The organism is Novosphingobium mathurense (genome assembly GCF_900168325.1).
GTDB classification, from domain to species: Bacteria; Pseudomonadota; Alphaproteobacteria; order Sphingomonadales; family Sphingomonadaceae; genus Novosphingobium; species Novosphingobium mathurense.
In genome coordinates, this window is sequence record NZ_FVZE01000002.1 from 204005 (window position 1) to 226114 (window position 22110).

The following is a 22110-nucleotide window of genomic DNA, read 5'->3' on the forward strand; positions in this document are numbered from 1 at the left end:
GGTCTTCAGGCCCGCACGTCGTTCCAGTCCGGGTGGCGGTTGAACGCAGCCACCACATAGCTGCAGACCGGTGCGACCTTGAACTGGTTTTCGCGCGCGTCGGCCACCATCGCCTCGACCAGCCGCATCGCGACTCCGCGATTGCCGATCTCGGGCGGTACCAGGGTGTGATCGGCGAAATGGACCCCGTCGCGCTCGACCCAGGTCAGGCAGCCGACGGCATCGCTGTCCGCGACATGGGCGATATATTCGCCGCGCGTTTCCTTCTCGTGCTTGGTTATGGTCACTCCGACCATGCGGCATTCTCCGGTGCGTGAATGGCAGCGCATGCAAGCGCTTGACGCAGGGCGCAAGCCCAAGCAGGGCATATGGCCATGAAGTTCCTCTCCGACAATGCCGCCAGCGTTCATCCCGCGGTCTGGAAGGCGATGATGGCTGCGGACGTGGCCGATTCGCCCTATGACAACGACGCGTTGAGCCGTGAGATGGACGCGCGCTTTTCGGCGCTGTTCGGACGTGACTGCGCGGCGCTCTGGGTGGCCACGGGCACGGCGGCGAACTGCCTTGCCCTCTCGGCCATGGTGCCCCCGCACGGCGGTGCGGTCTGTCACCGCGAGGCGCATATCGAGGTCGACGAGTGCGGCGCGCCGGGCTTCTACATGCACGGTGCAAAGCTCATGCTGGCAGATGGCGAAAGCGCGAAGCTGACCCCCGAAGCGATTGCTTCGGTCGTTGATCCCATCCGCGACGATGTCCACCAGGTCCAGCCCCACGCGGTTTCGGTCACGCAGGTCAGCGAATACGGCTGCGCCTATCGTCCCGAAGAACTCGCGGCGATTGCAGGGTATGCCAGGGGACGCGGGCTGGCGCTGCATATTGACGGTGCGCGCTTCGCCAATGCCGTGGCGTTTCTGGGCTGCAGCCCGGCAGAGGCGGCGCTGGGCGCCGACGCGCTCAGCTTCGGGTTCGTCAAGAACGGCGGCATGGGCGCCGAGGCGATCGTCTTCTTCGATCCCGAACTCGCGCGCCAGACCCGCTACCGGCGCAAGCGGGCAGGGCATCTGCAGTCCAAGGGCCGCTATCTTGCGGCGCAGATCCTTGCGATGCTCGACCACGATGTATGGCTCGACAATGCGCGCGCGGCCAATGCGGCCGCTGCCGAGATCGCCGCGGCGGCCGGGTCGCGCCTGCTCCACCCGGTGGAGGCCAACGAAGTGTTTCTCACCACCACCGCCGCCGAGCGGGAGGCACTGCGCGCGCAGGGCTTCGAATTCTACGATTGGGGCCCGGATGCGGCGCGGCTGGTAACCGCGTGGGATACCCGGCCCGAGGCGGCCGCGGCGCTGGCCCGGGCGATTGCCGGTTTATGAGCGACGGCGCCGCCGAACCGGTCGCTTCGCAGGCCAAGGTCGCCGCCGCCTTCCTGATCGTGACCGCGATATGGGGTTCGACGTGGCTGGTGATCAAGGACCAGGTCGGATTGGTCCCGGCCAGCTGGTCGATCACCTATCGCTTCGCCATCGCCTGTGTCGGCATGTTCATCTTCGCGAAGCTGCGGGGCGATCCGCTGCGGCTTTCGCGCGAAGGGATGATCCTCGCGGTCTTCGTCGGGCTCTCGCAGTTCTTTCTGAACTTCCAGTTCGTCTACCGTGCCGAAATGCACCTGACTTCCGGGCTGGTGGCAGTGTTCTATGCGCTGCTGATGGTCCCCAACACGCTGTTGGGGCGGCTGTTCCTGAAGGAGACCGTGAAGCCGCGTTTCGTCTTGGGCTCGCTGATCGCCATTGCCGGGATCGCCCTGCTGCTGATCCACGAGTTCCGCGATGCGCCGCCTGACAGCCGCATTGCGCTGGGCATCGTATTGACTTGCGCCGGACTGTTCAGTGCGTCCTCTGCCAACGTCCTGCAGGCGACGCCTGCCGGGCGACGTCAGCTCATCGTGCCGCTGCTTGCCTGGGCGATGGTGTGGGGCACGCTGGCGGACGCGTTGTTCAGCATCGTTACCGCTGGCCCTCCGGTGATCGACATGCGCTGGAGCTATCTCGCCGGGATCGGTTATCTCGCGATTTTCGGGTCGGTCGTGACGTTCCCGCTCTACTTTTTGCTGATCCGGACACTCGGCGCGGGCAAGGCGGCCTACAACGGCGTGGCGGTTCCCGTCGTTGCGATGGTGCTTTCGACCTTATTCGAGGACTATCGCTGGACCGGCCTTGCCGGCGGCGGCGCCCTCTTGGCGCTTGTCGGTCTGCTGGTCGCGTTGTCAGCGCGGGCGAAGCGCGCGTAGGCCTTCGCGGAAGCTGGGATAGCGGGGCTGCCAGCCGAGCGCGCGCCTGGCCTTGCCGTTGGCGACGCGGCGGTTCTCGGCATAGAACGAGCGCGCCATCGGCGACAGGTTCGCTGCCTCGAGCGATTGCATCGGCGGCGGTGCGATGCCGAGAAGGGCGCAGGCTTCCTCGACAAGCCGGTTCTGGCTGCAGGGCTCGTCGTCGGCAAGATTGTAGGCCCCCGGGGCCGCGTCGAGACCGGCGATGACGCCTGCCGCGATATCCTCGACATGGACGCGGCTGAACACCTGTCCGGGCAGGTCGATGCGATGGGCACGCCCCTCGGCGAGGCGTTCGAAGATCGAGCGGCCCGGACCGTAGATCCCGGGCAGGCGATAGACGCGTGCGCCGCGCCCCAGCCATGCGGCGTCGGCGTCGGCGCGGGCGACGCGGCGCCCCGTTCCCGTCGGCGCGCTCTCATCGACCCATGCGCCCTCGGCATCGCCATAGACGCCGGTTGAGGACAGGTACGACAACGCCTTGGGGGCAAGCGCGTCGCCATAGCGTTCCAGTACCGGATCGAGCCCCTCGCTGCCCGGTGGAACCGATGACAGCACGTGATCGGCGTCGGCCAGCGCCATGCGTACATTGCCCTCGTCGTCGAAAGACAGGGTACCGTCGCGGCCGGTGGAGACGACCTCCCACCCTGCGGGTTCGAGCCGGTTCGCGATGTAACCGGCTGTGTAGCCGAGGCCGAAGATGAACAGGCGGCGCTTCACTTGTGGTGTTCTCCGAAGTGCTGGGGCAGGGGGGCGGGGTGAACCATCCGGGCATCGGGCACATGGTCCTTCTTCCATTGCATCGCCATGCGCACCCTGGTCGCGCCGGAGGGATGGTCGAAGAACAGGATTTCCTCGCGCGGGCCAGGCTCGATCTTGCGATAGTCGGCCAGCTTCATCGCGATCGCGGCAAAGGCGTCCGGCTCGCGCGCGGCATCGAGGCCGAAGACGTCAGCCTCGCTTTCGTCGATCCGGATCAGGCAGTTGGTCAGCGGCGTCGCCAGCAGGGAGAGGACGGAGATGCAGATCATCATCGCCGGAACCGATGCCGGATCGGAAAGATCCCGAACACCCCAGCGCTGGCCATACCGGGCGATAAGTGCCGGGGCGATCCGCGCCACCAGGAACAGGCACAGGGCAGCCAGCACGACGAAAAAGGCGATGTTGCGCCAGGCATGACCGAGGACGTAGTGCCCCAGTTCATGGCCCATCACGGCCTCGATCTCCTCGGGCGTCGAACGGTTGAGCAGATTGTCGTTGAGGCTGATGCGGATCGTCGGGCCGATTCCGGAGACATTGGCGGAAATCCGGTCGGACTGCTTGCTCGCGTCGAAAACGTAGATGTGCTCTGCCGGGACATCGAACCTGTTTGCCATGGCGACGATGCGGTCGCGGACCGGGCCCTGCGGCATTTCCCTGTAGGTGTTGAACAGCGGCGAGAGATAGACCGGCGCCAGCAGCAGCGCGACGAGCGCGAAGGCGGCGACGATACCGGTGCCGAGCACCCACCAGCGGCGCGGAAAGCGGCGTATCGCGGCATAGAGCGCGACCAGCAGCACGGTTCCCACGACAAGGCTGAAGGCAAGGCCGATGGTCTGTTCTCCCAGCCAGCCGCCGAACGACAGGTTCATCAGTCCGTAGGCGCGCTCGCGGAAGAACTGGCTGTAGATCGTCCAGGGCAGTGTCAGCAGGGAACCGACGAACAGGTATAACAGCGCGGTGACGGCCACGATGGCCGAGGGGCGCCGCGAGATTCGGCTGCCCCAGTCCCGGAACCGGGCTGACAGGCGAAAATGCAGCAGGGCGCAGTCGATCAGCACCGCGATCAGCGTGCCCCACAGGGGCAGCCAGTAGCCTCCTTCGAAATAGGCGTCGGACCTGGCGCGGGCCGGGCCCTGCAGGGTGTCGAGCCAGAGCCGGGTCGCCTGGTCGACGTCGAACCCGGCCTGCGGCGCGCTTGCCGCCAGTGCGGAGCCCGAGAGGATCGCTGTCCCCGCGATCAGCAACATCGCTGCGCGCTTGCCATGCATCATTCGGCGCCATTCCCCCAGAGTGCCGGTGAATTCGTACCGTACCGGCTGGCAATCGCAAGGTAAGCCTCTAAATCTAGGGCATGGACATTGCCAGCACGCCCGCCGACTCCGAAGCCAACATGCAGGTTGCCGATGCCGCGCCGCCCCCGCAGGCGCCGCCGGTCATCCACCGCGAAGATTACCTGCCGCCCGCCTGGCTGGTGCCGCAGATCGCCCTGGACTTCGCGCTTGGCGTCGATGAGACGCACGTCACTTCGAGGCTGTCGGTGCAGCGCAATCCGGACGGGAACGGCTCGGACGTGCTGCGCCTGAATGGCGACCAGATCGCGCCGCTTGCGGTCAGGGTCGATGGCGAGGCGATCAATGACTGGCGGCTCGACGGTCCGGACCTGTTGATCGAACTGCACGGCGATGCCCACGCCATCGAGATCGAGACGCTGATCAAGCCGATCGCCAACAGCCAGCTCATGGGCCTCTACGCATCGAACGGGATGCTGTGCACGCAGTGCGAGGCGGAAGGTTTCCGCCGGATTACCTTCTTCCCCGACCGGCCGGACGTGCTCTCGGTCTATTCGGTGCGCATGGCCGGCGACAAGGCGGCCTTCCCGATCCTGCTCTCGAACGGCAACTGTACCGCGCAGGGCGATGGGGAGAACGGCACCCACTGGGCCGAGTGGCAGGATCCCTGGCCCAAGCCGAGCTATCTCTTCGCGCTCGTCGCCGGCGACCTTGTTGCCAACAGCGCCGCCTTCACGACCCGGAGCGGCCGCAAGGTCGCACTGAACATCTGGGTTCGTCCCGGAGACGAAAGCCGTACCCAGCACGCGCTCGATTCGCTGATCGCCTCGATGAAGTGGGACGAGGAAGCCTTCGGGCGCGAATACGACCTCGACCTGTTCAATGTTGTCGCCGTCTCCGACTTCAACATGGGGGCGATGGAGAACAAGGGCCTCAACATCTTCAACACCCGCTACGTCCTGGCCGAGCCGGACACGGCGACCGATGCCGATTACGACGCGATCGAGGGCGTGATCGGGCACGAGTACTTCCACAACTGGTCCGGCAACCGGATCACCTGCCGTGACTGGTTCCAGCTCTCGCTCAAGGAAGGCTTCACGGTGCTGCGCGACCAGCTGTTCAGCGCCGACATGGGGTCGGAGCCGGTCAAGCGGATCGAGGACGTGCGCGTCCTGCGCTCGGCGCAGTTCCCCGAGGATTCCGGCCCGCTGGCGCATCCGATCCGGCCCGATTCCTATCAGGAGATCTCGAACTTCTACACCGCGACGGTCTATAACAAGGGTGCCGAAGTGATCCGCATGATGCGGACGATGGCGGGGCCGGAGCGCTTCCGCAAAGGCACCGACCTTTATTTCGAGCGGCACGACGGCGAAGCGGCGACCTGCGAGGATTTCATCAAGGCGATCGAGGAAGGCGCCGGGCTGGATCTCGCGCAGTTCCGCCTGTGGTACTCGCAGGCCGGAACGCCGCAGGTGCAGGTGCGCATGGTCCATGAAGACAATGGCGTTACCCTCACCGCCAGCCAGGCGGTTCCTTCCACCCCGGGGCAGGCGATGAAGCAGCCCATGCCCATTCCCTTGCGGATTGCCCTGTTCGACCGCGAAACGTCCAGCCACGACGGCGAGCGGCTCATCGTTCTCGACAAGGCCAGCGACAGCTTCCGCTTCGAAGGATATGCCAAGGCTCCGGTACTCTCGGTCAATCGAGGCTTTTCCGCGCCGATCGCTCTCGATGTCGAGCGGCCGGTCGATGACCTCGTGTTCCTTGCCGCCAACGACGACGACCCCTTCGCCCGTTACGAGGCGATGCAGAGCCTTGTCGTGCGCCACCTGATCGCGGCCGTCTCCGGCAACATGGGCGCGGCATCCCTGGCAGCCGAACGCAATGCCGTAAAGCGCGCCTTCGCTGCGGTCCTCGACGATGTGGCGCTCGACGACCTGATGCGCGGCGAGCTGCTGATGTTGCCGCCGGTGTCCTACCTTGCCGAGCAGCTGCTGGTCGCCGACCCGAGCGCCCTTTACGAGGCGCGCGAGGATCTGAAGGCCTGGTTGGGGCGCGAATTGTCCGCTTCGCTGCGGACGCTGCACGATCGCGTTTCCGCGGTGCCCTACAGCCGCGATGCCGGGGCCCGCGGTGCGCGCAAGTGCAAGGCGCAGGCGCTGATCTACATTGCCGCAGCCGATCCGGCCGAAGGGGCGCGTCGGGCCGATACCCAGTACTGGGCCGCGGACAACATGACCGATCGCCAGAGCGCGCTGTCCGTGCTGTGCGGGCTGGACGTTGCCGAGCGGCAGCAGGCGCTCGATGACTTCCACAAGCGCTATGCGGGCAACGCGCTGGTCATCGACAAGTGGTTTGCGCTGCAGGCCGGTTCCACCCACCCGCTGGTGCTCGACCACATCCGCGACCTGGCGCTGCATCCGGACTTCACGATGTCCAACCCCAACCGCGTGCGGGCGCTCTACATGACCGCCGCGCTCAATCCCAAGGCGTTCCACGATGTCGGGGGTGAGGGATACCGTACCATCGGCGAGCTGATTCGCCGGCTCGACCCGATCAATCCGCAGACTGCCGCGCGCTTCGTTCCCGCGCTGGGCCGCTGGCGGCGAATCGAATCGGAGCGTGCCCACCTGATGAAGGCAGAGCTCGAAAAGATCGCCGCGGCGCCGGACCTTTCGCGCGACGTGCGCGAACAGGTGACCAAGAGCCTTGGGTGAAGATGAGGGTTGAAATGGCGCCTGACATGACCTGTGGCGAAGCGGTCGAAGTCAACCGGGCCGCGCTGCTCGAAGGACTGCCGCATGGCTTCCTCGGCCGCCGCGGCGGCGTGAGTCGGGGCGAGGTCGCGGGACTGAACGTTGGGCTCGGATCGGGCGACAATGCGGATCACGTGGCCGAGAATCGCGCGCGCGCCGTCGCCGCCGTCCAGCCGGGCGCGCAGCTTGTCTCGGTCTACCAGGTCCACTCGCCCGATTGCGTCACAGTCGGCGGGGACGTGTGGACGGACGAACGACGTCCCCATGCAGATGCCCTAGTCACCGATCGACCCGGGCTGCTGCTCGGGATCGTGACGGCCGATTGCGCGCCGGTGCTGCTTGCCGATCGCGAGGCGGGCGTCGTCGGCGCTGCCCATGCCGGCTGGAAGGGCGCCATCGGTGGCGTTACCGACCGCACCATCGAAGCGATGGAAGCCTTGGGCGCGCGGGCCGACCGGATCGTTGCTGCCGTCGGTCCCTGCATCGCTCAGGCGTCCTACGAAGTGGACGAGGCGTTCTTCGAGCGCTTCTGCAAGGACGATGCCGGCAACGCCCGCTTCTTCAAGCCGGGTCGGAAGAGCCACCACCATTTCGATCTTGAAGGTTATGTCGCGGCCCGTCTCGAGGCTGGGGGACTTGCCGCGGTGGAGCGCCTGCGTCTCGATACTTATGCCGAACCGGACCGATTCTTTTCGTTTCGCCGGGCCACGCATCGCAGCGAACCCGCCTACGGGCGCGAGCTTTCGCTGATCGGCCTGGGCTGAACCGGCCCGCCTGACTGCAGCAAACCCCCGGCGACCGGGGCGGTCCCTGTCTAAAGCGCCAAGCTTTCCTGCGCCTTGTGCCAGACCAAAAAGGCGGTTGGCACGGTCGACTTTCGTGTATATCAGGCCCGCCAAGTCGGTATCGGCCCGGAGCACGTCCGGACCGCGTGCCGTCGAAGGGGGATACCAAGCGTACCATTGGTAAGCTGATGGCTCGTTGTCGGCCCCCCGGCAGTGGGTTGTCGAAAGCAAGGCAAGGGCAAACATGGCAGAAGTAGATGGCGTGCGGCGGCGCGACTTCATCAATATCGCCGCGGTAAGCGCGGCGGGTGTCGCTGGCGTTGGGGTAGTGATTCCCCTGGTCAGCCAGATGTCGGCATCGGCCGACGTTCTTGCGGCTTCGTCGACCGAAGTCGATATCTCCTCGATCCAGCCGGGGCAGGCGATCAAGGCGATTTTCCGCAAGCAGCCGGTCTTCGTGCGCAACCTGACTCCCAAGGAGATCAAGGAAGCGAACGCGGTCGACGTCTCGACCCTGCGCGATCCGCAGACGCTTGAAGAGCGTACTAAGGAGGGCAAGGAAAACTGGCTCATCACCATGGGCGTTTGCACCCACCTGGGCTGCGTGCCGCTGGGTGCCGGCGACGGTGAGAACCGCGGCGAGTTCGGCGGTTATTTCTGCCCCTGCCACGGTTCGTCCTACGACACTGCCGCCCGCATCCGTAAGGGCCCCGCGCCCAAGAACCTCGAGGTTCCGGAGTACGAATTCACCTCCGATACCGTCGTCAAGATCGGTTAAGGCCAAGAGAGAGGATCACGATCATGAGCTTTCCCTGGGCCAAGGAATACAAGCCTTCCCATCCCTTCATGAAGTGGATGGACGACCGGCTTCCCCTGCCGCGCCTCGTCTATAACGCTGTCGGCAGCGGCTACGAGGTTCCGCGCAACCTCAACTATTTCTGGAACTTCGGTTTCCTCGCGGGGCTCTGCCTCGTGCTGCAGATCGTCACCGGTATCGTGATGGCGATGCACTATGCATCGAACACCGCGGTGGCTTTCGACACCATCGAAATGACGGTGCGCGACGTGAACTGGGGCTGGCTGATGCGCTATGCGCACGCCAACGGCGCCTCGGCCTTCTTCGTCGTCATCTACATCCATATCTTCCGCGGATTCTACTACGGCTCCTACAAGGCGCCGCGCGAAATGGTGTGGCTGCTGGGCGTCGTGATCTTCCTGTTGATGATGGCGACCGCCTTCATGGGCTACGTGCTTCCCTGGGGCCAGATGAGCTTCTGGGGTGCCAAGGTCATCACCGGCCTGTTCTCCGCGATCCCGCTTGTCGGTGAACCGCTGCAGCAGTGGCTGCTTGGCGGCTTCGCACCGGACAATGCCGCGCTGAACCGCTTCTTCTCGCTGCACTACCTGCTGCCGTTCGTCATCCTGGGCGTCGTGATCCTGCACATCTGGGCACTGCACATCCCGGGCTCGTCGAACCCGACCGGCGTCGAAGTGAAGAGCGAGAGCGACACCGTTCCGTTCTATCCCTACTACGTCGCCAAGGACGGCTGGGCGATCGGCGTGTTCGCGTTCCTGTACTGCCTGATGGTGTTCTTCTTCCCGAACGCCCTGGGCCACCCGGACAACTACATCCCGGCCAACCCGATGAGCACCCCGGCGCACATCGTGCCCGAATGGTACTTCTGGCCGTTCTACGCGATCCTGCGCGCCTTCACCCAGGACTTCTTCTTCATCCCGGCCAAGCTCATGGGCGTGCTGGCGATGTTCGGCGCGATCCTCGTCTGGTTCTTCCTGCCGTGGCTCGACAAGTCGCCGGTGCGTTCGGGCTCCTATCGTCCGATGTACAAGAAGTTCTTCTGGTTCGGCCTGATCCCGGCCATGGCGGTCCTGTTCTACTGCGGCGGTGCGCCGGCTGAAGAACCCTACGTCATGTTCAGTCAGATCGCCGCGCTGTACTACTTCGCGCACTTCCTGATTGTCCTGCCGATCGTCTCGGCGATCGAGAAGCCGCTGCCGCTGCCTTATTCCATCACCGAGTCCGTTCTCGGCGAGGATGAGGCTGCCAAGCTCGCTCCCTCGGCGTGATCAACAGCTAGAACGAAAGACGAAAGACATGGCACGCATTCTCTCGATCCTCGTCGGGCTGTTCTTCACGGTAGCCCTGGCCTGGTCCTTCGTACTCGGCGCCATTACGGCTGCGACTGAACCGTCGCCGCTCACGGCTGAGAAGAAGTTCCACCTTGGGCCCAAGGAAGTACATTTCTCGTTCGACGGGCCCTTCGGCAAGTTCGACAACCAGCAGCTCCAGCGGGGCTTCCAAGTCTACAAGGAAGTCTGCTCGGCCTGCCACGCGCTCAAGCATGTCGCGTTCCGCGATCTTGCCGCGCTCGGCTATACCGAAGCTGAAGTGAAGGCGATTGCGGCGGGCTTCTCGGTTCCGGGCGTCGATCCGAACACCGGTGAATCCACCATGCGTCCCGGCGCCCCGACGGATTACTTCCCGTCGCCGTTCGCCAATGACGTTGCCGCCCGCGCTGCGAACAATAACGCGATTCCGCCGGATCTCTCGCTGATCACGAAGGCGCGTCACGAAGGCTCGGCTTACGTGTACTCCCTGATGACCGGCTTCCAGGAACAGCCCGCCGAACTCCTGAAGGAGTTCCCGGATGCCAAGACGCCGTCGGGCCTGCACTATAACCCGTACTTCGCGAACCTGAACCTCGCTATGGCCCCGCCGCTGGTTGCCGATGGCCAGGTCGAGTATGGCGACGGCACCAAGTCGACCGTCGACCAGATGTCGAAGGACGTTGCCGCGTTCCTCACCTGGGCGGCAGAGCCCAAGCTCGAGAAGCGCAAGCAGACGGGCTGGCCGATCCTCGGCTTCCTGCTCTTCGCGACCATCCTGGGCTACATGTCGTACCGGAACATCTGGGCCGACAAGAAGCACTGATAACCCGGTCTTCCGGACCGGCACGCAGGCGCCCCTCCATCTCCGGATGGCAGGGGCGCTTCGCATTTGAAGGAGTGAAAACCGTGAGTCCCGAAGACCTCAAGGCGCTCGTGCGCTCGATCCCGGATTTCCCCAAGCCGGGTATCCTGTTTCGCGATGTCACGACCCTGATAAGCGACGGTCCCGGATTTGCCGCCGCCGTGGCGATGCTGTCGCAGCGTGTCGAGGCGGCCGGGGCCGAGGCTATCGCGGGAATTGAGGCGCGCGGGTTCATTTTCGGGGCGGCGGTCGCGGCGCACTGCGGTGTGGGCTTCATCCCGGTGCGCAAGCCCGGCAAGCTTCCCGTCCCGGTGCTCGCGATCGACTATGCGCTGGAATACGGGACCGACACGCTCGAGATTGACCCCGGTGCGATCGCCCAAGGCAGCCGGATCGTGCTGATGGACGATCTCATCGCAACTGGCGGCACGGCAATGGCCGCTCTCGAACTGATCCGGCGCGCAGGCGGCGTGGTCGAAGAGGCATTGTTCCTCGTCGACCTGCCGGAGCTGGGCGGTACGTCACGACTGCGCGAGGCCGGCGTCTCGGTAGAAGCGCTGCTCGACTTCCCCGGGCACTGACCGGCGAGCGTTGCCCGCCGTCTCAGGCCGGTACCGAATCCCTGCCCTTGGCGGCGCCATTCTTCTTGCCGCCCTTCTTGCCTTCGGACTCTTCGAGCAGGGCCTGTACGGCCTTGGAACAGGCTATGGTGCCCACTTCGGTCAGCGCGAAGTAGTTCGCTTCGATCTCATCGAGATCGTAGAGATAGTTCACCATGACCCCGTGCGACTGCTTCTGGCCATTGGCCGAGAGATCCGCATTGGCATGGATCGCCTCGAGCCGGGCTCCGTTGCCAAGGTGGAAGCGGGCGACGGGATCGAGAGGCTCCCCGCCTTTCCCCTTGGCTTCGACCAGATAGCGCGCGGCGAGATGTTTGAGTTCGCCCGATCCGGGCAGCCGCGCATCGGTCCCCCGCTCGCTGGCGAGCCACTTGGCGAAGCCCGGAACCGGTGAGAGCGTGGCGAAGGTCTTGAGGTGGGGCAGTTCCTCCTTGAGGAGGCCGACGACGCGCTTGATCAGGTGGTTGCCGAAGGGAATGCCCTTGAGGCCGACCTGGCAATTGCTGATCGAGTAGAAGATCGCGCAGCTCGCCTCGCGTGGATCCATTGTCTCGCGCTCTTCGGCGATCACCTCGTGGATCGCGCCCGGCAGCTGCGGGGTGAGGGCCACTTCGACGAAGATCAGCGGATCGTCGCGCATCTGGGGATGGAAGAAGCCGTAGCAGCGCCGGTCCACCGGCTCGACGCGGCGGCGCAGGTCGTCCCAACCATGGATCGTGTGGACCGCTTCGTAGCGGATGATGCGCTCCAGCAGCGATGCCGGCGAATCCCAGGCGATCCGTCGCAGCTCGAGAAACCCCGCGTTGAACCAGGCGGTGAAGGCGCTTTCCAGCTCGCGGTCCAGCGCGGCCATGCCTGACGAGCGCGAAGCACGCGGTACGGCCAGCAGGTCCTCGCGCAGACCGATCAGGCGCTGCGTGCCCTGCGGTGCGAGGTTGAGCTGATTGATCATCCGGTGGCTGGGCAGTTCGGTTGCGTGGTTCAGCGCCAGTGCCGCGGCCTCGTCACGCTTCTCGTTCCATCGCACGATGGCCTTGTCGATCGCCTTGGTATCGGCCGGATGCCGTTCATGGACCTTGGCGAGAAATTCCTGCCGAGCCTCGGCATCGCTGGCCTCGTAGAGGTCGAAAAAGGCAGATGCGAGAGCTGGGCCGGATGCCCGTCCACGCAGCGAGAGCAGGGCATCGGCGATTTCCAGCAGGCCCTCGCCGCCGCTGCGCCGGGATGTGACGCCAAGGCCGCGCAGCAGCTTGCCGAGGCCCGAGTTCAGCAACAGGTCGAGCGCGTTGCGGCGCCTGCCGGTTGCCTGTTCATCGGTCGGGTTTGGCGTACGGGATGGGCTCATCGTCGTGCGACTCCTCGTCTGGCTGTCGTTCCAGCATAACATTGCTGCACTTGCGAGAACACGATGTCGTGGCCACTTTCCGCGTTGCAAGGGGTGCTGTCCGTACGGCCCGCCACGCCGCCGGTCGCTTGCGTCGACCCGAGGGCCACCATCCACAACGAGAATTCATTTCAGTGCAAGAGAGGCGTTGACGAAACGACGTTTCTGGTGAAAAGCGACTGCACGAAGCGGCTTGCTTTGACCGGACCAGACACCGGATCGAGCGGGTATAGCATAGTGGTAATGCTCTAGCCTTCCAAGCTAGCTAGGCGGGTTCGATTCCCGCTACCCGCTCCAGCCGCCCTCCCGGACATTCGAAATCGATCTGCAGTGCAGCAGCCGTCCGCGCGCAATAGCCGGACGACCGCCTGTTGCTGCCTTCGTCAGCGCGCCTGCGGTGCAGCCGCGGCCGCGTCTGCAGGAAGACCGCCGAGCTGGGTCACGAGCTTGGTATAGGCATCGAGATAGGCCAGGACGATGATCTGCCCGATCTGGGTGTTCTGGTAACCGCCGCCGGCGGCGCCACCGAAAGTATTGCCGCCGAACAGGCCGCCGGCGCCGAAGCTGATGTCGGACTTGCGGGCATAGCCCTCGGTCAGCGCTTCTTCGACCGTCGTGCGCGAATTGACGATGGACAGCGTCACATTCGCCTCGCCCTTCTTCACGTTGAGGCCGCCCGCAACTGCGCCGAAGCCGCGACCGAACAGGCCGCCGCCGACACTGCCGAGAATGCCGCCGACGCCGCCGCCGCCCGAATTGGAATTGGTGCTGACGATGTCGGGCTGCAGGAAGTAATCGGCTGCCTTGATCTGGCCCTTGCCGATATTGGAACCCTTCTGCAGTTCACCCTGATCCGCCAATGCGCGCTCCATGGCGCTGCTCTGCAGCGACCGGCCACGGTTGACGAGCGTGAAGCAGCCGGAACGCTGCACGAAGATGCGCAGGATGGCTTCCGGACTGCCCAGGCTCAGTTCACGCCACCACTGGTTGTCGGGCTCCACGATTCCGACGGTGCCCAGGTTCTTGGTGCAGTGCGGGATGTCGCGGGTTCCCTGTTCCTGCTGCTTGCGTGCCGACGACTTGTCGGCCGCCGTTGCAACATGGGGCAAGGTAGCGATTGCGATTGCGCCAAGTGCGCAGGCGAGCTTTTTCATGAAATCCATCCCTCCTGACGGGCGCTCAATTGGAGTCGCCATCAGCCCACTTCCCGGGCTTGGCCAAGTTTAGTCCAGATTTCGAAGTCAACAACAGTATATTTCAGTGACTTTTGTCACATTACTGGGGCTGGACTGCCATATTGTCTATGAGCCGCGCCTTGCCGATCCTCGCTGCGACCAGCAGGCGCATCGGCCCGTCACCGCGCGCATTGAGCGGTGCGAGGCTGTCGGCATCGGCGAGCCGGGCATAGTCGATGGCAGAGAAACCACCGGACAGCAGCGTAGCCTCGAGCCGCGCAAGGACCCCCGCGACGCTTTCGTTGGCTTCCATGGCAGCGATGGCGGTCTTCATCGCGGCAGGCAGGGTTGCCGCTTGTGCGCGCTGTTCGGGCGTGAGGTAGGCATTGCGCGACGACATCGCGAGGCCGTCCGCTTCGCGCACGGTTTCCACACCGATGATGTTATCGGCCATGGGCAGGGTGAGGTCGAGGTCGCGGGCCATGCGGCGAATGACCGCAAGCTGCTGCCAGTCCTTGGCCCCGAACAGCGCGAAGTCGGGCCGGACCTGGTTGAACAGTTTGCACACGACGGTGGCGACGCCGTCGAAGTGACCGGGGCGCGAAGCGCCGCAGAAGCCTTCGCTCACGCCGGACACCGAGATGTTGCTGGCAAAGCCGACCGGATACATGACATCGACGGTGGGCGCCCACAGCACGTCCACGCCTTCGGCCTCCAGCAGCGCCGAATCGCGCTCAAGCTGGCGGGGATAGGCGTCGAGATCCTCGCCTGCGCCGAATTGCAGGGGGTTCACGAAGATCGAGACGGCGACATGGTCCGCCCGGACCTTCGCCTCGCGAACGAGTGTCAGATGGCCTTCATGAAGCGCTCCCATGGTCGGGACGAAGGCGAGCGATCCACGGGCGCGCAGAGCGTCGACTGCACGGCGTAGTGGATCAAGGCTGTGGACGGTTTGCATTGCTGACGGCTGCTCCGATATGATGCCCTTGACCGGCTGGCGCGCCGGCCATTAGCCGCAGCGCGCCGGGGGCGGCAATGTATTTGACTTGGTGGCCGGGTAAATAGCCCGCATCAACAGGGAAAGCGAACACAGGTCTCGTGACAGCGCATCGCATCGTCTTCGCCAACGAAAAGGGCGGTACCGGCAAGTCCACCACCGCCGTCCACGTAGCCATCGGCCTTGCCTATCAGGGCGCGAAAGTGGCCGCGATCGATCTCGATCCGCGCCAGCGCACCCTGTTCCGCTATCTGGAAAACCGTGTGGAGACCGAACAGCGGCGCGAGATTGCGCTGCCCGGCGCGCGCTTCGCGGTCTATGACGGCGACGACGTCAACGAACTCGACGCGCTGTCCGAGGAAATCGCCGACGGTTACGACTTCCTGATCTTCGACACTCCGGGTCGCGACGACGTCTTCGCCCGCCACGTGGCGACGACTGCGGATACACTCGTCACCCCGCTGAACGACAGCTTCGTCGACTTCGACCTTATCGGCCAGGTGGAGAGCGAGAGCTTCCGTGTGAAGAAGCTCTCCTTCTATGCCGAGCTCATGTGGGAAACGCGCAAGAAGCGCGGCTTGAAGACGATCCAGGAAGGCCGCCGCGAACTGGACTGGGTGGTGGTGCGCAACCGCGTACAGCACGTCGAGGCACGCAACATGCGCCGTCTCGACGAAGCCCTGAAGGAACTGTCCAAGCGTGTGGGTTTCCGCATCGCCAGCGGCCTTTCGGAACGCGTCATCTACCGCGAGCTGTTCCCCTCCGGCCTGACCCTGCTCGACAAGGGCCATCTCGGCGAACTGGGCACCAGCCATCTCGTTGCCCGGCAGGAACTGCGCAGCCTCGTTGCCGGCCTCAACCTGCCGGTGCCGGTCCGCGACAAGGGCGAACTCGAACTCGCGTCGCACGCATGAAATTCCTGTGGCTGGCGGCGCTGGCATGCATCGCCTGGAAGCTCGCGTTCGGGCGCTGGCCATGGGAATCGCGCAAGCGCAGCGGCAAGGCTTTCCCCCGCGCGCGCGCGCGGGCCCTGTTGGGCGTATCGGAAGGGGCCAGCCGCAAGGACATTCTCGAGGCGCACAAGCGGCTTGTTGCGCAAGTGCATCCCGACCGGGGCGGCTCGAACGAAAAGGTTCATGAGGCCAACGAGGCGCGCGACATCCTGCTTGCCAATCTCCCTCAGGACAGCACTCCCAAGCCATGAGCCATCGCTTCGATCCGACGATCCTGCGCGAATATGACATTCGCGGGGTGGTCGGCGAGACGCTCGGCCCCGATGACGCCCGCGCGATCGGCCGTAGCTTCGGCACGCTCGTGCGGCGCGCCGGGGGGCGCAAGGTTGCGGTCGGGCGTGACGGTCGGACCAGTTCACCGATGCTGGAGGCCGCGCTGGTCGAGGGGCTGACGGGCTGCGGCGTCGATGTCGTGCAGATCGGCCTGGGGCCGACGCCGATGCTCTACTTTGCCGAGGCCACTGGCGCGGACATTGACGCGGGCATCCAGATCACCGGCAGCCACAACCCGCCCGGGCACAACGGTTTCAAGATGGTGCTGGCAGGCAAGCCGTTCTTCGGAGAGGACATCGCCCGCCTCGGTGCCATGGCGCAGGCGGGGGTCTGGGACGAAGGTGCCGGCCGTGTAGAGGCTCGCGAGGTCCTGGAAGCCTACGTCGCCCGGATCGTCGAGGGTCTGGGCGACGTGCCGAGGGCGGCGCTGTCCGCGCTGCGAATCGGCTGGGATGCCGGAAACGGGGCTGCCGGGCCGGCACTGGAAAAGCTGACGGCGCGCTTGCCGGGTAAGCATTTCCTGCTCTTCACCACGGTCGACGGGACCTTTCCCAATCACCATCCCGATCCGACCGAGGAAGCCAACCTGGTCGACCTCAAGGCGCTCGTCGCGGCCGAGGGACTGGACTTCGGCATCGCTTTCGACGGCGATGCCGACCGCATCGGCGTGGTCGATGGAATGGGGCGAACGATTTGGGGCGATCAGCTGCTGATGATCTTTGCCGAAGACCTGTTGCGGCTGGTTCCCGGGGCGACCGTCATCGCTGACGTCAAGGCGTCGCAGGCCCTCTTCGATGCGATTGCCGGCCATGGCGGGGTTCCGCTGATGTGGAAGACCGGCCATTCGCTGATGAAGGCGAAAATGGCCGAGACAGGGGCGCCGCTGGCCGGAGAGATGAGCGGCCACGTCTTCTTCGCGCATGACTTTTATGGCTACGACGACGCGCTCTATGCGGCGGTCCGACTGATGGCAGCCTCGGTGCGCCTGGGCCGCTCCATCACCGAATTGCGCGGGGCCATGCCGGACCTGCTCAATACGCCCGAGCTGCGTTTCCACGTCGATGAGAACCGCAAGTTCGCGGCGGTCGAGGAAGTGCGCCAGCGGCTTGCCGAAGCGGGGGCCGATTTCATCGCCATCGATGGCGTGCGGGTGAGGACCCCGGATGGCTGGTGGCTGCTGCGGGCCTCAAACACGCAGGACGTGCTGGTCGCCCGCGCCGAGAGCACGACGGCGCAAGGACTGGAGCGTCTTATCGCGCAAGTCGACGCGCAGCTTGCCGCATCGGGGCTTGCGCGAGACAACTGAGGCGCACGGCAAGCGGGATCAGATCAGGAGCAGGGCGGTCACCGTCACGGGAATCGCGCAGGCGATCAGGGGGAGCGTCCCGTGCTTGCCCTTGTGCCAACCGCCGACGCTGCTGGCGACGAAGGCCTTGAACAGGGTGTTGAGAATGACCGGCACGGAGAGGACGAGACCTGCAGTCCTTGGCGTCAGCGTGCCTGCGGGCAAGTTGCCTAGAGTGATGATCGCGGAATCCACGTCCACCGCGCCCGAGAGCGCCAGGACGATGGCGAGTTCCCTGTCGCCGAAGTGCTGGAGCACCCATTGCGCAGCTACCGTCAGGACCATGACCAGCACGGTCAGCAGCAGGGCAGGGCCGATGTCGAAGGGGTTGCGCATCTCGACGTCGTGACCGTCCTCGCTGCGCTTCTCCTGCGCGGCGCGCCGCAGATACCACAAGGCGATGACGAGGCTCACCACCATGCCGGGGGCGACGATTTGCGCCAGTTCGGGCAGGGCGGGCGGGGCAAGAACGCTCACGAGCGCGAGCACGCGCATGAACATTACCAGCGATGCCAGGGAGATCCCGGCGGCCACGATCATGGTTCCCTGCGTCCCCTCCTTCAGCTTGTTGGCAAGCGAGGCGGTCACCGCCGTGGAGGAGACGAAGGATCCGGCTGCCGCGGTTGCGAGGATGCCGCGCGTCGGGCCGAGGATGCGGGCGGCGAAATAGCCGGCGAAGGAGAAACCCGAAACCAGCACGACGACGAGCCAGAGCTTGCGCGGGTTCCATGCGTCGTAGGGGCCGAAGGACTTGTCGGGCAGCAGCGGAAGGATGACGAGCGCGATCAGCGCGAAGCGCGCGATGGAGAGCATCTCCTTCTCGCTCAGATGCCGGATCCAGCCGTGGAGCTGCGTGCGCATGGCCAGGATCAGGACCATCACGACGGCGATGGCGATGCCCAGCAATTCTTCTCCGGTGCCGACCAGAAAGCCGCAGGCGAGCGTGAGCAGGGCGACGATCCCGGACGTGCCGTCGATCCGCTGGGAGCTGCGCGTAGCCCTTTCGTAGCCGAGGATTACCAGGGCGCAGATCGCCACCAGCAGCGTCGTGGCCGGACCTTTGGCATTGGTGTAGAGCAGGCCGGCCAGGCTCCCGCCCAGGCCGATGAGGGCGAAGGTACGGATACCGGCAAAGCGCGAGCCTTCCGGCTGGTCGCGCAGGACCCAGCCGCGCTGGAGGCCGACGAGCAGCCCCAGTGCCAGACCGACACCGGCGGCCGTCAGGTGATCGGTGTCGGCAATCGCTATCATTCCACCTCCCTGCGGCGTCGTTGCGGCCTTCTTCGAAGATCGCGGCATGTGTCGCAAGGGGGCTTGCCGGAACCGGACGAGTTCCCGCTGCATTTTCAGTGGGGAACGCTATGTTGCAGGTCCGATGAGCCGAGCCGGGACAGACCAGGAATGACTGAGCAAGCGGGAGTCCCGCCCGAGATCGCGCAATGGTTCGAAGGGCGGGGCTGGCGCGTCCGGCGCCACCAGGCCGAAATGCTGGCGGCTGCGGACGAGGGGCGCCATGCCCTGCTGGTGGCGGATACCGGAGCGGGCAAGACCCTTGCAGGCTTCCTGCCGACGCTGGCGGCCTTCTGTCCCTCGCGGCTGGGCGGGGCGATACCTGTCGACGGTCTCCACACGCTCTACGTCTCACCGCTCAAGGCGCTGGCGCACGATGTGCAGCGCAACCTCCTGACCCCGGTCGAGGAAATCGGGCTGCCGGTCCGCATCGAGACCCGCAGTGGCGATACGCCGTCCGACCGCAAGGCCCGGCAGCGGGCCCGTCCACCGCATGTCCTGCTGACGACGCCCGAATCGCTGTCCCTGCTGCTCAGCTATCCGGAAGCGCCGGAGCTGTTCTCCACCCTGCGGCGGGTAGTGATCGACGAAGTACACGCATTCGCCACCGGCAAGCGCGGCGATCTGCTGGCACTCTCGCTTGCGCGGTTGCAGGCGCTTGCGCCCGGGATGCAGCGCGCAGCACTTTCGGCGACCCTTGCCGACCCCGATTCCTACCGTGACTGGCTGGCACCGTGGGGGGACATCGATTCGGTCGCGCTCGTCGAGGGCGAGCCTGGCGCGGACCCGGATGTCTCCATTCTGCTTCCGCGCGACGAGCGGATTCCCTGGAGCGGGCATGCGGCGACCTGGGCGATCGACCAGCTCTACGAGAAGATCCGGGCGCATCGCACGACGCTGGTGTTCACCAACACCCGCTTCCTTGCCGAGTATATCTTCCAGTGCCTCTGGGACGCCAACGAGGACAAGCTGTCCATCGGCATCCATCACGGCTCCCTGTCGAAAGAGGCACGCCGCAAGGTGGAAGGGGCGATGGCGCGAGGCGAGTTGCGGGCGCTCGTCTGTACGGCCAGCCTCGATTTGGGCATCGACTGGGGCGATATCGACCTCGTCGTCCAGATGGGGGCGCCCAAGGGCTCCTCGCGCCTGCTGCAGCGCATCGGCAGGGCGAACCACCGCCTCGACAGCCCGAGCGAGGCCGTGCTGGTCCCGGGCAACCGCTTCGAGTTCTTCGAGGCATTCGCCGCGCAGGAGGCGGTCAGGGAAGGACGGCGCGACGGCGAGGGGTTCCGTCCGGGCGGTCTGGACGTCCTGGCCCAGCACGTCATGGCATGCGCCTGCTCCGGCCCGTTCCGGGAGGAAGATGTCCTGTCCGAAGTGCGCTCCACCCAGGCCTACGCCTGGGTGGACGAGACGATCTTCGCGCGGGTCCTCGATTTCGTGGCGACCGGCGGATATGCGCTGCGTTCCTACGACCGTTTCCGCCGGATCGTGAAGGAGAGGGACGGCACCTGGCGGCTGACCCATCCCGAGCATGCTGCGCGCCACCGGCTCAACGCCGGGATCATCGTCGATGCCGAGATGCTGGATGTGCGCTTTCGTAACGGCCGCTCGCTGGGCAAGGTGGAGGAGGGGTTCGGCGCCAGCCTGGAGCCCGGCGATACCTTCCGCTTTGCCGGCATGGATCTAGAAGTGGAATCGCTCAAGGATCTCGACCTTGTCGTCCGGGCGGCGAAGCGTTCGGCGACGATCCCCAGCTACATGGGGCAACGCATGCCGATCTCGACCCATCTGGCGGACCGGGTGCGCGAGATGCTGGCGGACCGGGCTGGCTGGGCGCGCTTTCCCGATGACGTGCGCGAATGGCTGGAAGTGCAGGACTGGCGCTCGCACCTGCCGGCTCCGGGGCGCCTTCTGGTCGAGAGCTTTCCCCATCGCGGGCTGGCCTATACGACCTACTACACATTCGAGGGCTGGCCGGCGAACCAGTCGTTGGGAATGCTGGTGACGCGCCGCATGGAGGATCGCGGGCTGGGCCCGCTCGGCTTCGTGGCGACAGACTATGCGCTATCCATCTGGGGCCTCGAGCCGGTGGAGGATCCGGCGGCTCTGCTCTCACCCGACATCCTCACCCACGAATTCGTCGACTGGGTGCAGCAGTCCTATCTGCTGCGCCGGGCGTTCCGAGAGGTCGCCGTGATTTCCGGCCTTGTCGAGCGACAGCAACCCGGCAAGCGCAAGTCGGGACGGCAGGTCACCTTCTCGACCGACCTGATCTACGATGTCCTGCGCAAGTACGAGCCGGATCACCTCCTGCTTGAGGCGGCCTGGGCCGACGCCCGCTCGCGCATGACCGACGTGGCGCGTGTGGCGGATGTCCTCGACCGGGCCGCGCGCGAGATCGATCACATTCGGCTCGATCGGATCAGCCCGCTGTCCGTTCCCGTGCTATCCATGATCGGGCGGGAGAACCTGCCGTCCGGAGCGGCGGATGACGAATTGCTTCACGAGGCGGAAAGCCTCGCCTCGCTTGCCATGCGTGTCGATCCGGTGCTGGAGGACCAGTTTCGAAGGTCGCCCGGTTGAGCGCGTATCATGCGCGCATAGAAAAAGGGGCGGATTTCTCCGCCCCTTTTCCGTGATCCTGAATGGATCCGCCGGTTTCGACTTACTTGCCGAATTCAGCGTACTGTTCGTTGCCGACGAAGCCGAACTTCGAGACCTGCGAAGCCTTGATCACCTGCAGCACCTTGGCCGAGAGATCGTAGCTGGCCTGCGGCTCCGGCTGGAACTGCAGTTCCGGCTCGGGATCGATCTTGGTCGTGTCCGCGAGCAGGCGCTGCAGGGTCGCGCCGTCGATCTGGTTGCCGTTCCACATGATCTTGTCATCCGAGGTAAGGACAACCTTGTTGCGGACCGGGTCGACCGGCGGAGGGGTGTCCGTCGGAGGGGTTGCAACCGGCAGGTCGATGTCGATCGAGTGCGTCGCAACCGGGATGGTGATGATGAACATGATGAGGAGAACGAGCATGACGTCGATCAACGGCGTCGTGTTCATTTCCATCATCGGCGAGCCATCATCCTTGCCGCCTGACATTGCCATGAGGTG

The 22110-nt window shown here is 65.3% G+C and carries 20 protein-coding genes and 1 tRNA gene; 13 read left to right on the forward strand and 8 right to left on the reverse strand.

From position 1 onward, the window contains the following. Positions 1-5: 5 nt before the first annotated feature. Positions 6-296 (reverse strand): GNAT family N-acetyltransferase, encoded by a 291-nt coding sequence (locus B5483_RS07785; protein WP_079730001.1) that lies wholly within the window; start codon positions 294-296, stop codon positions 6-8. Between the two features lie 78 nt (positions 297-374). Here B5483_RS07785 and B5483_RS07790 point away from each other — a divergent pair, with 78 nt between their 5' ends. Next, on the forward strand, positions 375-1370 hold the full coding sequence (locus B5483_RS07790) for a threonine aldolase family protein (protein ID WP_079730331.1): 996 nt from the start codon (positions 375-377) through the stop codon (positions 1368-1370). Further along, a complete protein-coding gene (locus tag B5483_RS07795) occupies positions 1367-2284 on the forward strand; it encodes a DMT family transporter (RefSeq protein ID WP_079730002.1) in 918 nt (305 codons plus the stop codon). Before B5483_RS07790 ends, B5483_RS07795 begins: the two co-directional genes overlap by 4 nt. Here the strand turns inward: B5483_RS07795 and B5483_RS07800 are convergent. Both B5483_RS07800 and B5483_RS07805 read right to left on the reverse strand, forming a co-directional pair. After that, entirely contained in the window at positions 2261-3043 is a 783-nt protein-coding gene (locus tag B5483_RS07800) for a Rossmann-fold NAD(P)-binding domain-containing protein (RefSeq protein ID WP_079730003.1), read from the reverse strand. The genes B5483_RS07795 and B5483_RS07800 overlap by 24 nt on opposite strands. Further along, positions 3040-4356, reverse strand: a complete 1317-nt coding sequence (locus B5483_RS07805) for a M48 family metallopeptidase (protein WP_245828888.1) — start codon at positions 4354-4356, stop codon at positions 3040-3042. The genes B5483_RS07800 and B5483_RS07805 overlap by 4 nt, the downstream gene beginning before the upstream one ends. An 80-nt stretch (positions 4357-4436) precedes the next feature. Here B5483_RS07805 and pepN point away from each other — a divergent pair, with 80 nt between their 5' ends. The 6 genes from pepN to B5483_RS07835 all read left to right on the forward strand — a co-directional run bounded on the left by pepN (position 4437) and on the right by B5483_RS07835 (position 11485). Beyond that, positions 4437-7091, forward strand: a complete 2655-nt coding sequence (gene pepN / locus B5483_RS07810; protein ID WP_079730004.1) for an aminopeptidase N — start codon at positions 4437-4439, stop codon at positions 7089-7091. 26 nt (positions 7092-7117) lie between these two features. Then, on the forward strand, positions 7118-7894 hold the full coding sequence (pgeF, locus tag B5483_RS07815) for a peptidoglycan editing factor PgeF (protein ID WP_079730333.1): 777 nt from the start codon (positions 7118-7120) through the stop codon (positions 7892-7894). A 265-nt stretch (positions 7895-8159) separates the two neighbouring features. Beyond that, positions 8160-8693 carry a ubiquinol-cytochrome c reductase iron-sulfur subunit gene (petA, locus tag B5483_RS07820; RefSeq protein WP_079730334.1) on the forward strand — a complete coding sequence of 178 codons (534 nt, stop codon included), beginning with the start codon at positions 8160-8162 and terminating at the stop codon, positions 8691-8693. A 23-nt stretch (positions 8694-8716) separates the two neighbouring features. Next, on the forward strand, positions 8717-10000 hold the full coding sequence (locus tag B5483_RS07825; RefSeq protein WP_079730005.1) for a cytochrome b: 1284 nt from the start codon (positions 8717-8719) through the stop codon (positions 9998-10000). A gap of 28 nt (positions 10001-10028) precedes the next feature. Beyond that, positions 10029-10865 carry a cytochrome c1 gene (locus B5483_RS07830; protein ID WP_054946570.1) on the forward strand — a complete coding sequence of 279 codons (837 nt, stop codon included), beginning with the start codon at positions 10029-10031 and terminating at the stop codon, positions 10863-10865. An 83-nt stretch (positions 10866-10948) separates the two neighbouring features. Then, positions 10949-11485: an adenine phosphoribosyltransferase gene (locus B5483_RS07835; RefSeq protein WP_054946680.1), complete on the forward strand. Its 537-nt coding sequence runs from the start codon at positions 10949-10951 to the stop codon at positions 11483-11485. 22 nt (positions 11486-11507) lie between these two features. On the opposite strand, the gene B5483_RS07840 is transcribed toward B5483_RS07835, so the two are convergent. Beyond that, positions 11508-12869, reverse strand: coding sequence for a malonyl-CoA decarboxylase domain-containing protein (locus tag B5483_RS07840; protein WP_079730006.1), 1362 nt, complete (start codon positions 12867-12869; stop codon positions 11508-11510). Between the two features lie 262 nt (positions 12870-13131). Between B5483_RS07840 and B5483_RS07845 the strand changes: the two genes are divergently transcribed. Further along, positions 13132-13205: transfer RNA gene (locus tag B5483_RS07845), tRNA-Gly, on the forward strand. 86 nt (positions 13206-13291) lie between these two features. Here B5483_RS07845 and B5483_RS07850 read toward each other — a convergent pair. Beyond that, the gene (locus tag B5483_RS07850; protein WP_054946681.1) at positions 13292-14062 is read right to left on the reverse strand and encodes a CsgG/HfaB family protein; all 771 of its coding nucleotides are present in this window, start codon (positions 14060-14062) and stop codon (positions 13292-13294) included. Between the two features lie 121 nt (positions 14063-14183). After that, entirely contained in the window at positions 14184-15041 is an 858-nt protein-coding gene (gene panC, locus B5483_RS07855) for a pantoate--beta-alanine ligase (protein WP_079730007.1), read from the reverse strand. Positions 15042-15181: 140 nt separating this feature from the next. Between panC and B5483_RS07860 the strand changes: the two genes are divergently transcribed. Genes B5483_RS07860 through pgmG form a run of 3 tightly spaced genes read left to right on the forward strand, consistent with a single transcriptional unit; the run spans position 15182 to position 17672 of the window. Beyond that, positions 15182-15994, forward strand: a complete 813-nt coding sequence (locus tag B5483_RS07860) for a division plane positioning ATPase MipZ (protein WP_079730008.1) — start codon at positions 15182-15184, stop codon at positions 15992-15994. Beyond that, entirely contained in the window at positions 15991-16284 is a 294-nt protein-coding gene (locus B5483_RS07865; protein WP_079730009.1) for a J domain-containing protein, read from the forward strand. Before B5483_RS07860 ends, B5483_RS07865 begins: the two co-directional genes overlap by 4 nt. Beyond that, the gene (pgmG, locus tag B5483_RS07870) at positions 16281-17672 is read left to right on the forward strand and encodes a phosphoglucomutase/phosphomannomutase PgmG (protein ID WP_079730010.1); all 1392 of its coding nucleotides are present in this window, start codon (positions 16281-16283) and stop codon (positions 17670-17672) included. Before B5483_RS07865 ends, pgmG begins: the two co-directional genes overlap by 4 nt. Before the next feature lie 18 nt (positions 17673-17690). Here the strand turns inward: pgmG and B5483_RS07875 are convergent, their stop codons facing one another. Further along, positions 17691-18962: an MgtC/SapB family protein gene (locus B5483_RS07875; RefSeq protein WP_079730335.1), complete on the reverse strand. Its 1272-nt coding sequence runs from the start codon at positions 18960-18962 to the stop codon at positions 17691-17693. Between the two features lie 150 nt (positions 18963-19112). Between B5483_RS07875 and B5483_RS07880 the strand changes: the two genes are divergently transcribed. After that, positions 19113-21587, forward strand: a complete 2475-nt coding sequence (locus B5483_RS07880; RefSeq protein ID WP_079730011.1) for a ligase-associated DNA damage response DEXH box helicase — start codon at positions 19113-19115, stop codon at positions 21585-21587. Between the two features lie 82 nt (positions 21588-21669). On the opposite strand, the gene B5483_RS07885 is transcribed toward B5483_RS07880, so the two are convergent. Then, positions 21670-22104 carry an ExbD/TolR family protein gene (locus B5483_RS07885; protein WP_054946577.1) on the reverse strand — a complete coding sequence of 145 codons (435 nt, stop codon included), beginning with the start codon at positions 22102-22104 and terminating at the stop codon, positions 21670-21672. Positions 22105-22110 lie beyond the last annotated feature (6 nt).

Excerpts from the sequence above, each read along its gene's own strand:
- B5483_RS07785 (WP_079730001.1), bottom strand. The coding sequence starts at position 296 with ATGGTCGGAGTGACCATAACCAAGCACGAGAAGGAAACGCGCGGCGAA.
- B5483_RS07790 (WP_079730331.1), top strand. The coding sequence starts at position 375 with ATGAAGTTCCTCTCCGACAATGCCGCCAGCGTTCATCCCGCGGTCTGG.
- B5483_RS07795 (WP_079730002.1), top strand. The coding sequence starts at position 1,367 with ATGAGCGACGGCGCCGCCGAACCGGTCGCTTCGCAGGCCAAGGTCGCC.
- B5483_RS07805 (WP_245828888.1), bottom strand. The coding sequence starts at position 4,356 with ATGATGCATGGCAAGCGCGCAGCGATGTTGCTGATCGCGGGGACAGCG.
- pepN (WP_079730004.1), top strand. The coding sequence starts at position 4,437 with ATGGACATTGCCAGCACGCCCGCCGACTCCGAAGCCAACATGCAGGTT.
- pgeF (WP_079730333.1), top strand. The coding sequence starts at position 7,118 with ATGACCTGTGGCGAAGCGGTCGAAGTCAACCGGGCCGCGCTGCTCGAA.
- petA (WP_079730334.1), top strand. The coding sequence starts at position 8,160 with ATGGCAGAAGTAGATGGCGTGCGGCGGCGCGACTTCATCAATATCGCC.
- B5483_RS07825 (WP_079730005.1), top strand. The coding sequence starts at position 8,717 with ATGAGCTTTCCCTGGGCCAAGGAATACAAGCCTTCCCATCCCTTCATG.
- B5483_RS07830 (WP_054946570.1), top strand. The coding sequence starts at position 10,029 with ATGGCACGCATTCTCTCGATCCTCGTCGGGCTGTTCTTCACGGTAGCC.
- B5483_RS07840 (WP_079730006.1), bottom strand. The coding sequence starts at position 12,869 with ATGAGCCCATCCCGTACGCCAAACCCGACCGATGAACAGGCAACCGGC.
- B5483_RS07850 (WP_054946681.1), bottom strand. The coding sequence starts at position 14,062 with ATGAAAAAGCTCGCCTGCGCACTTGGCGCAATCGCAATCGCTACCTTG.
- panC (WP_079730007.1), bottom strand. The coding sequence starts at position 15,041 with ATGCAAACCGTCCACAGCCTTGATCCACTACGCCGTGCAGTCGACGCT.
- B5483_RS07865 (WP_079730009.1), top strand. The coding sequence starts at position 15,991 with ATGAAATTCCTGTGGCTGGCGGCGCTGGCATGCATCGCCTGGAAGCTC.
- pgmG (WP_079730010.1), top strand. The coding sequence starts at position 16,281 with ATGAGCCATCGCTTCGATCCGACGATCCTGCGCGAATATGACATTCGC.
- B5483_RS07875 (WP_079730335.1), bottom strand. The coding sequence starts at position 18,962 with ATGATAGCGATTGCCGACACCGATCACCTGACGGCCGCCGGTGTCGGT.
- B5483_RS07880 (WP_079730011.1), top strand. The coding sequence starts at position 19,113 with ATGACTGAGCAAGCGGGAGTCCCGCCCGAGATCGCGCAATGGTTCGAA.
- B5483_RS07885 (WP_054946577.1), bottom strand. The coding sequence starts at position 22,104 with ATGGCAATGTCAGGCGGCAAGGATGATGGCTCGCCGATGATGGAAATG.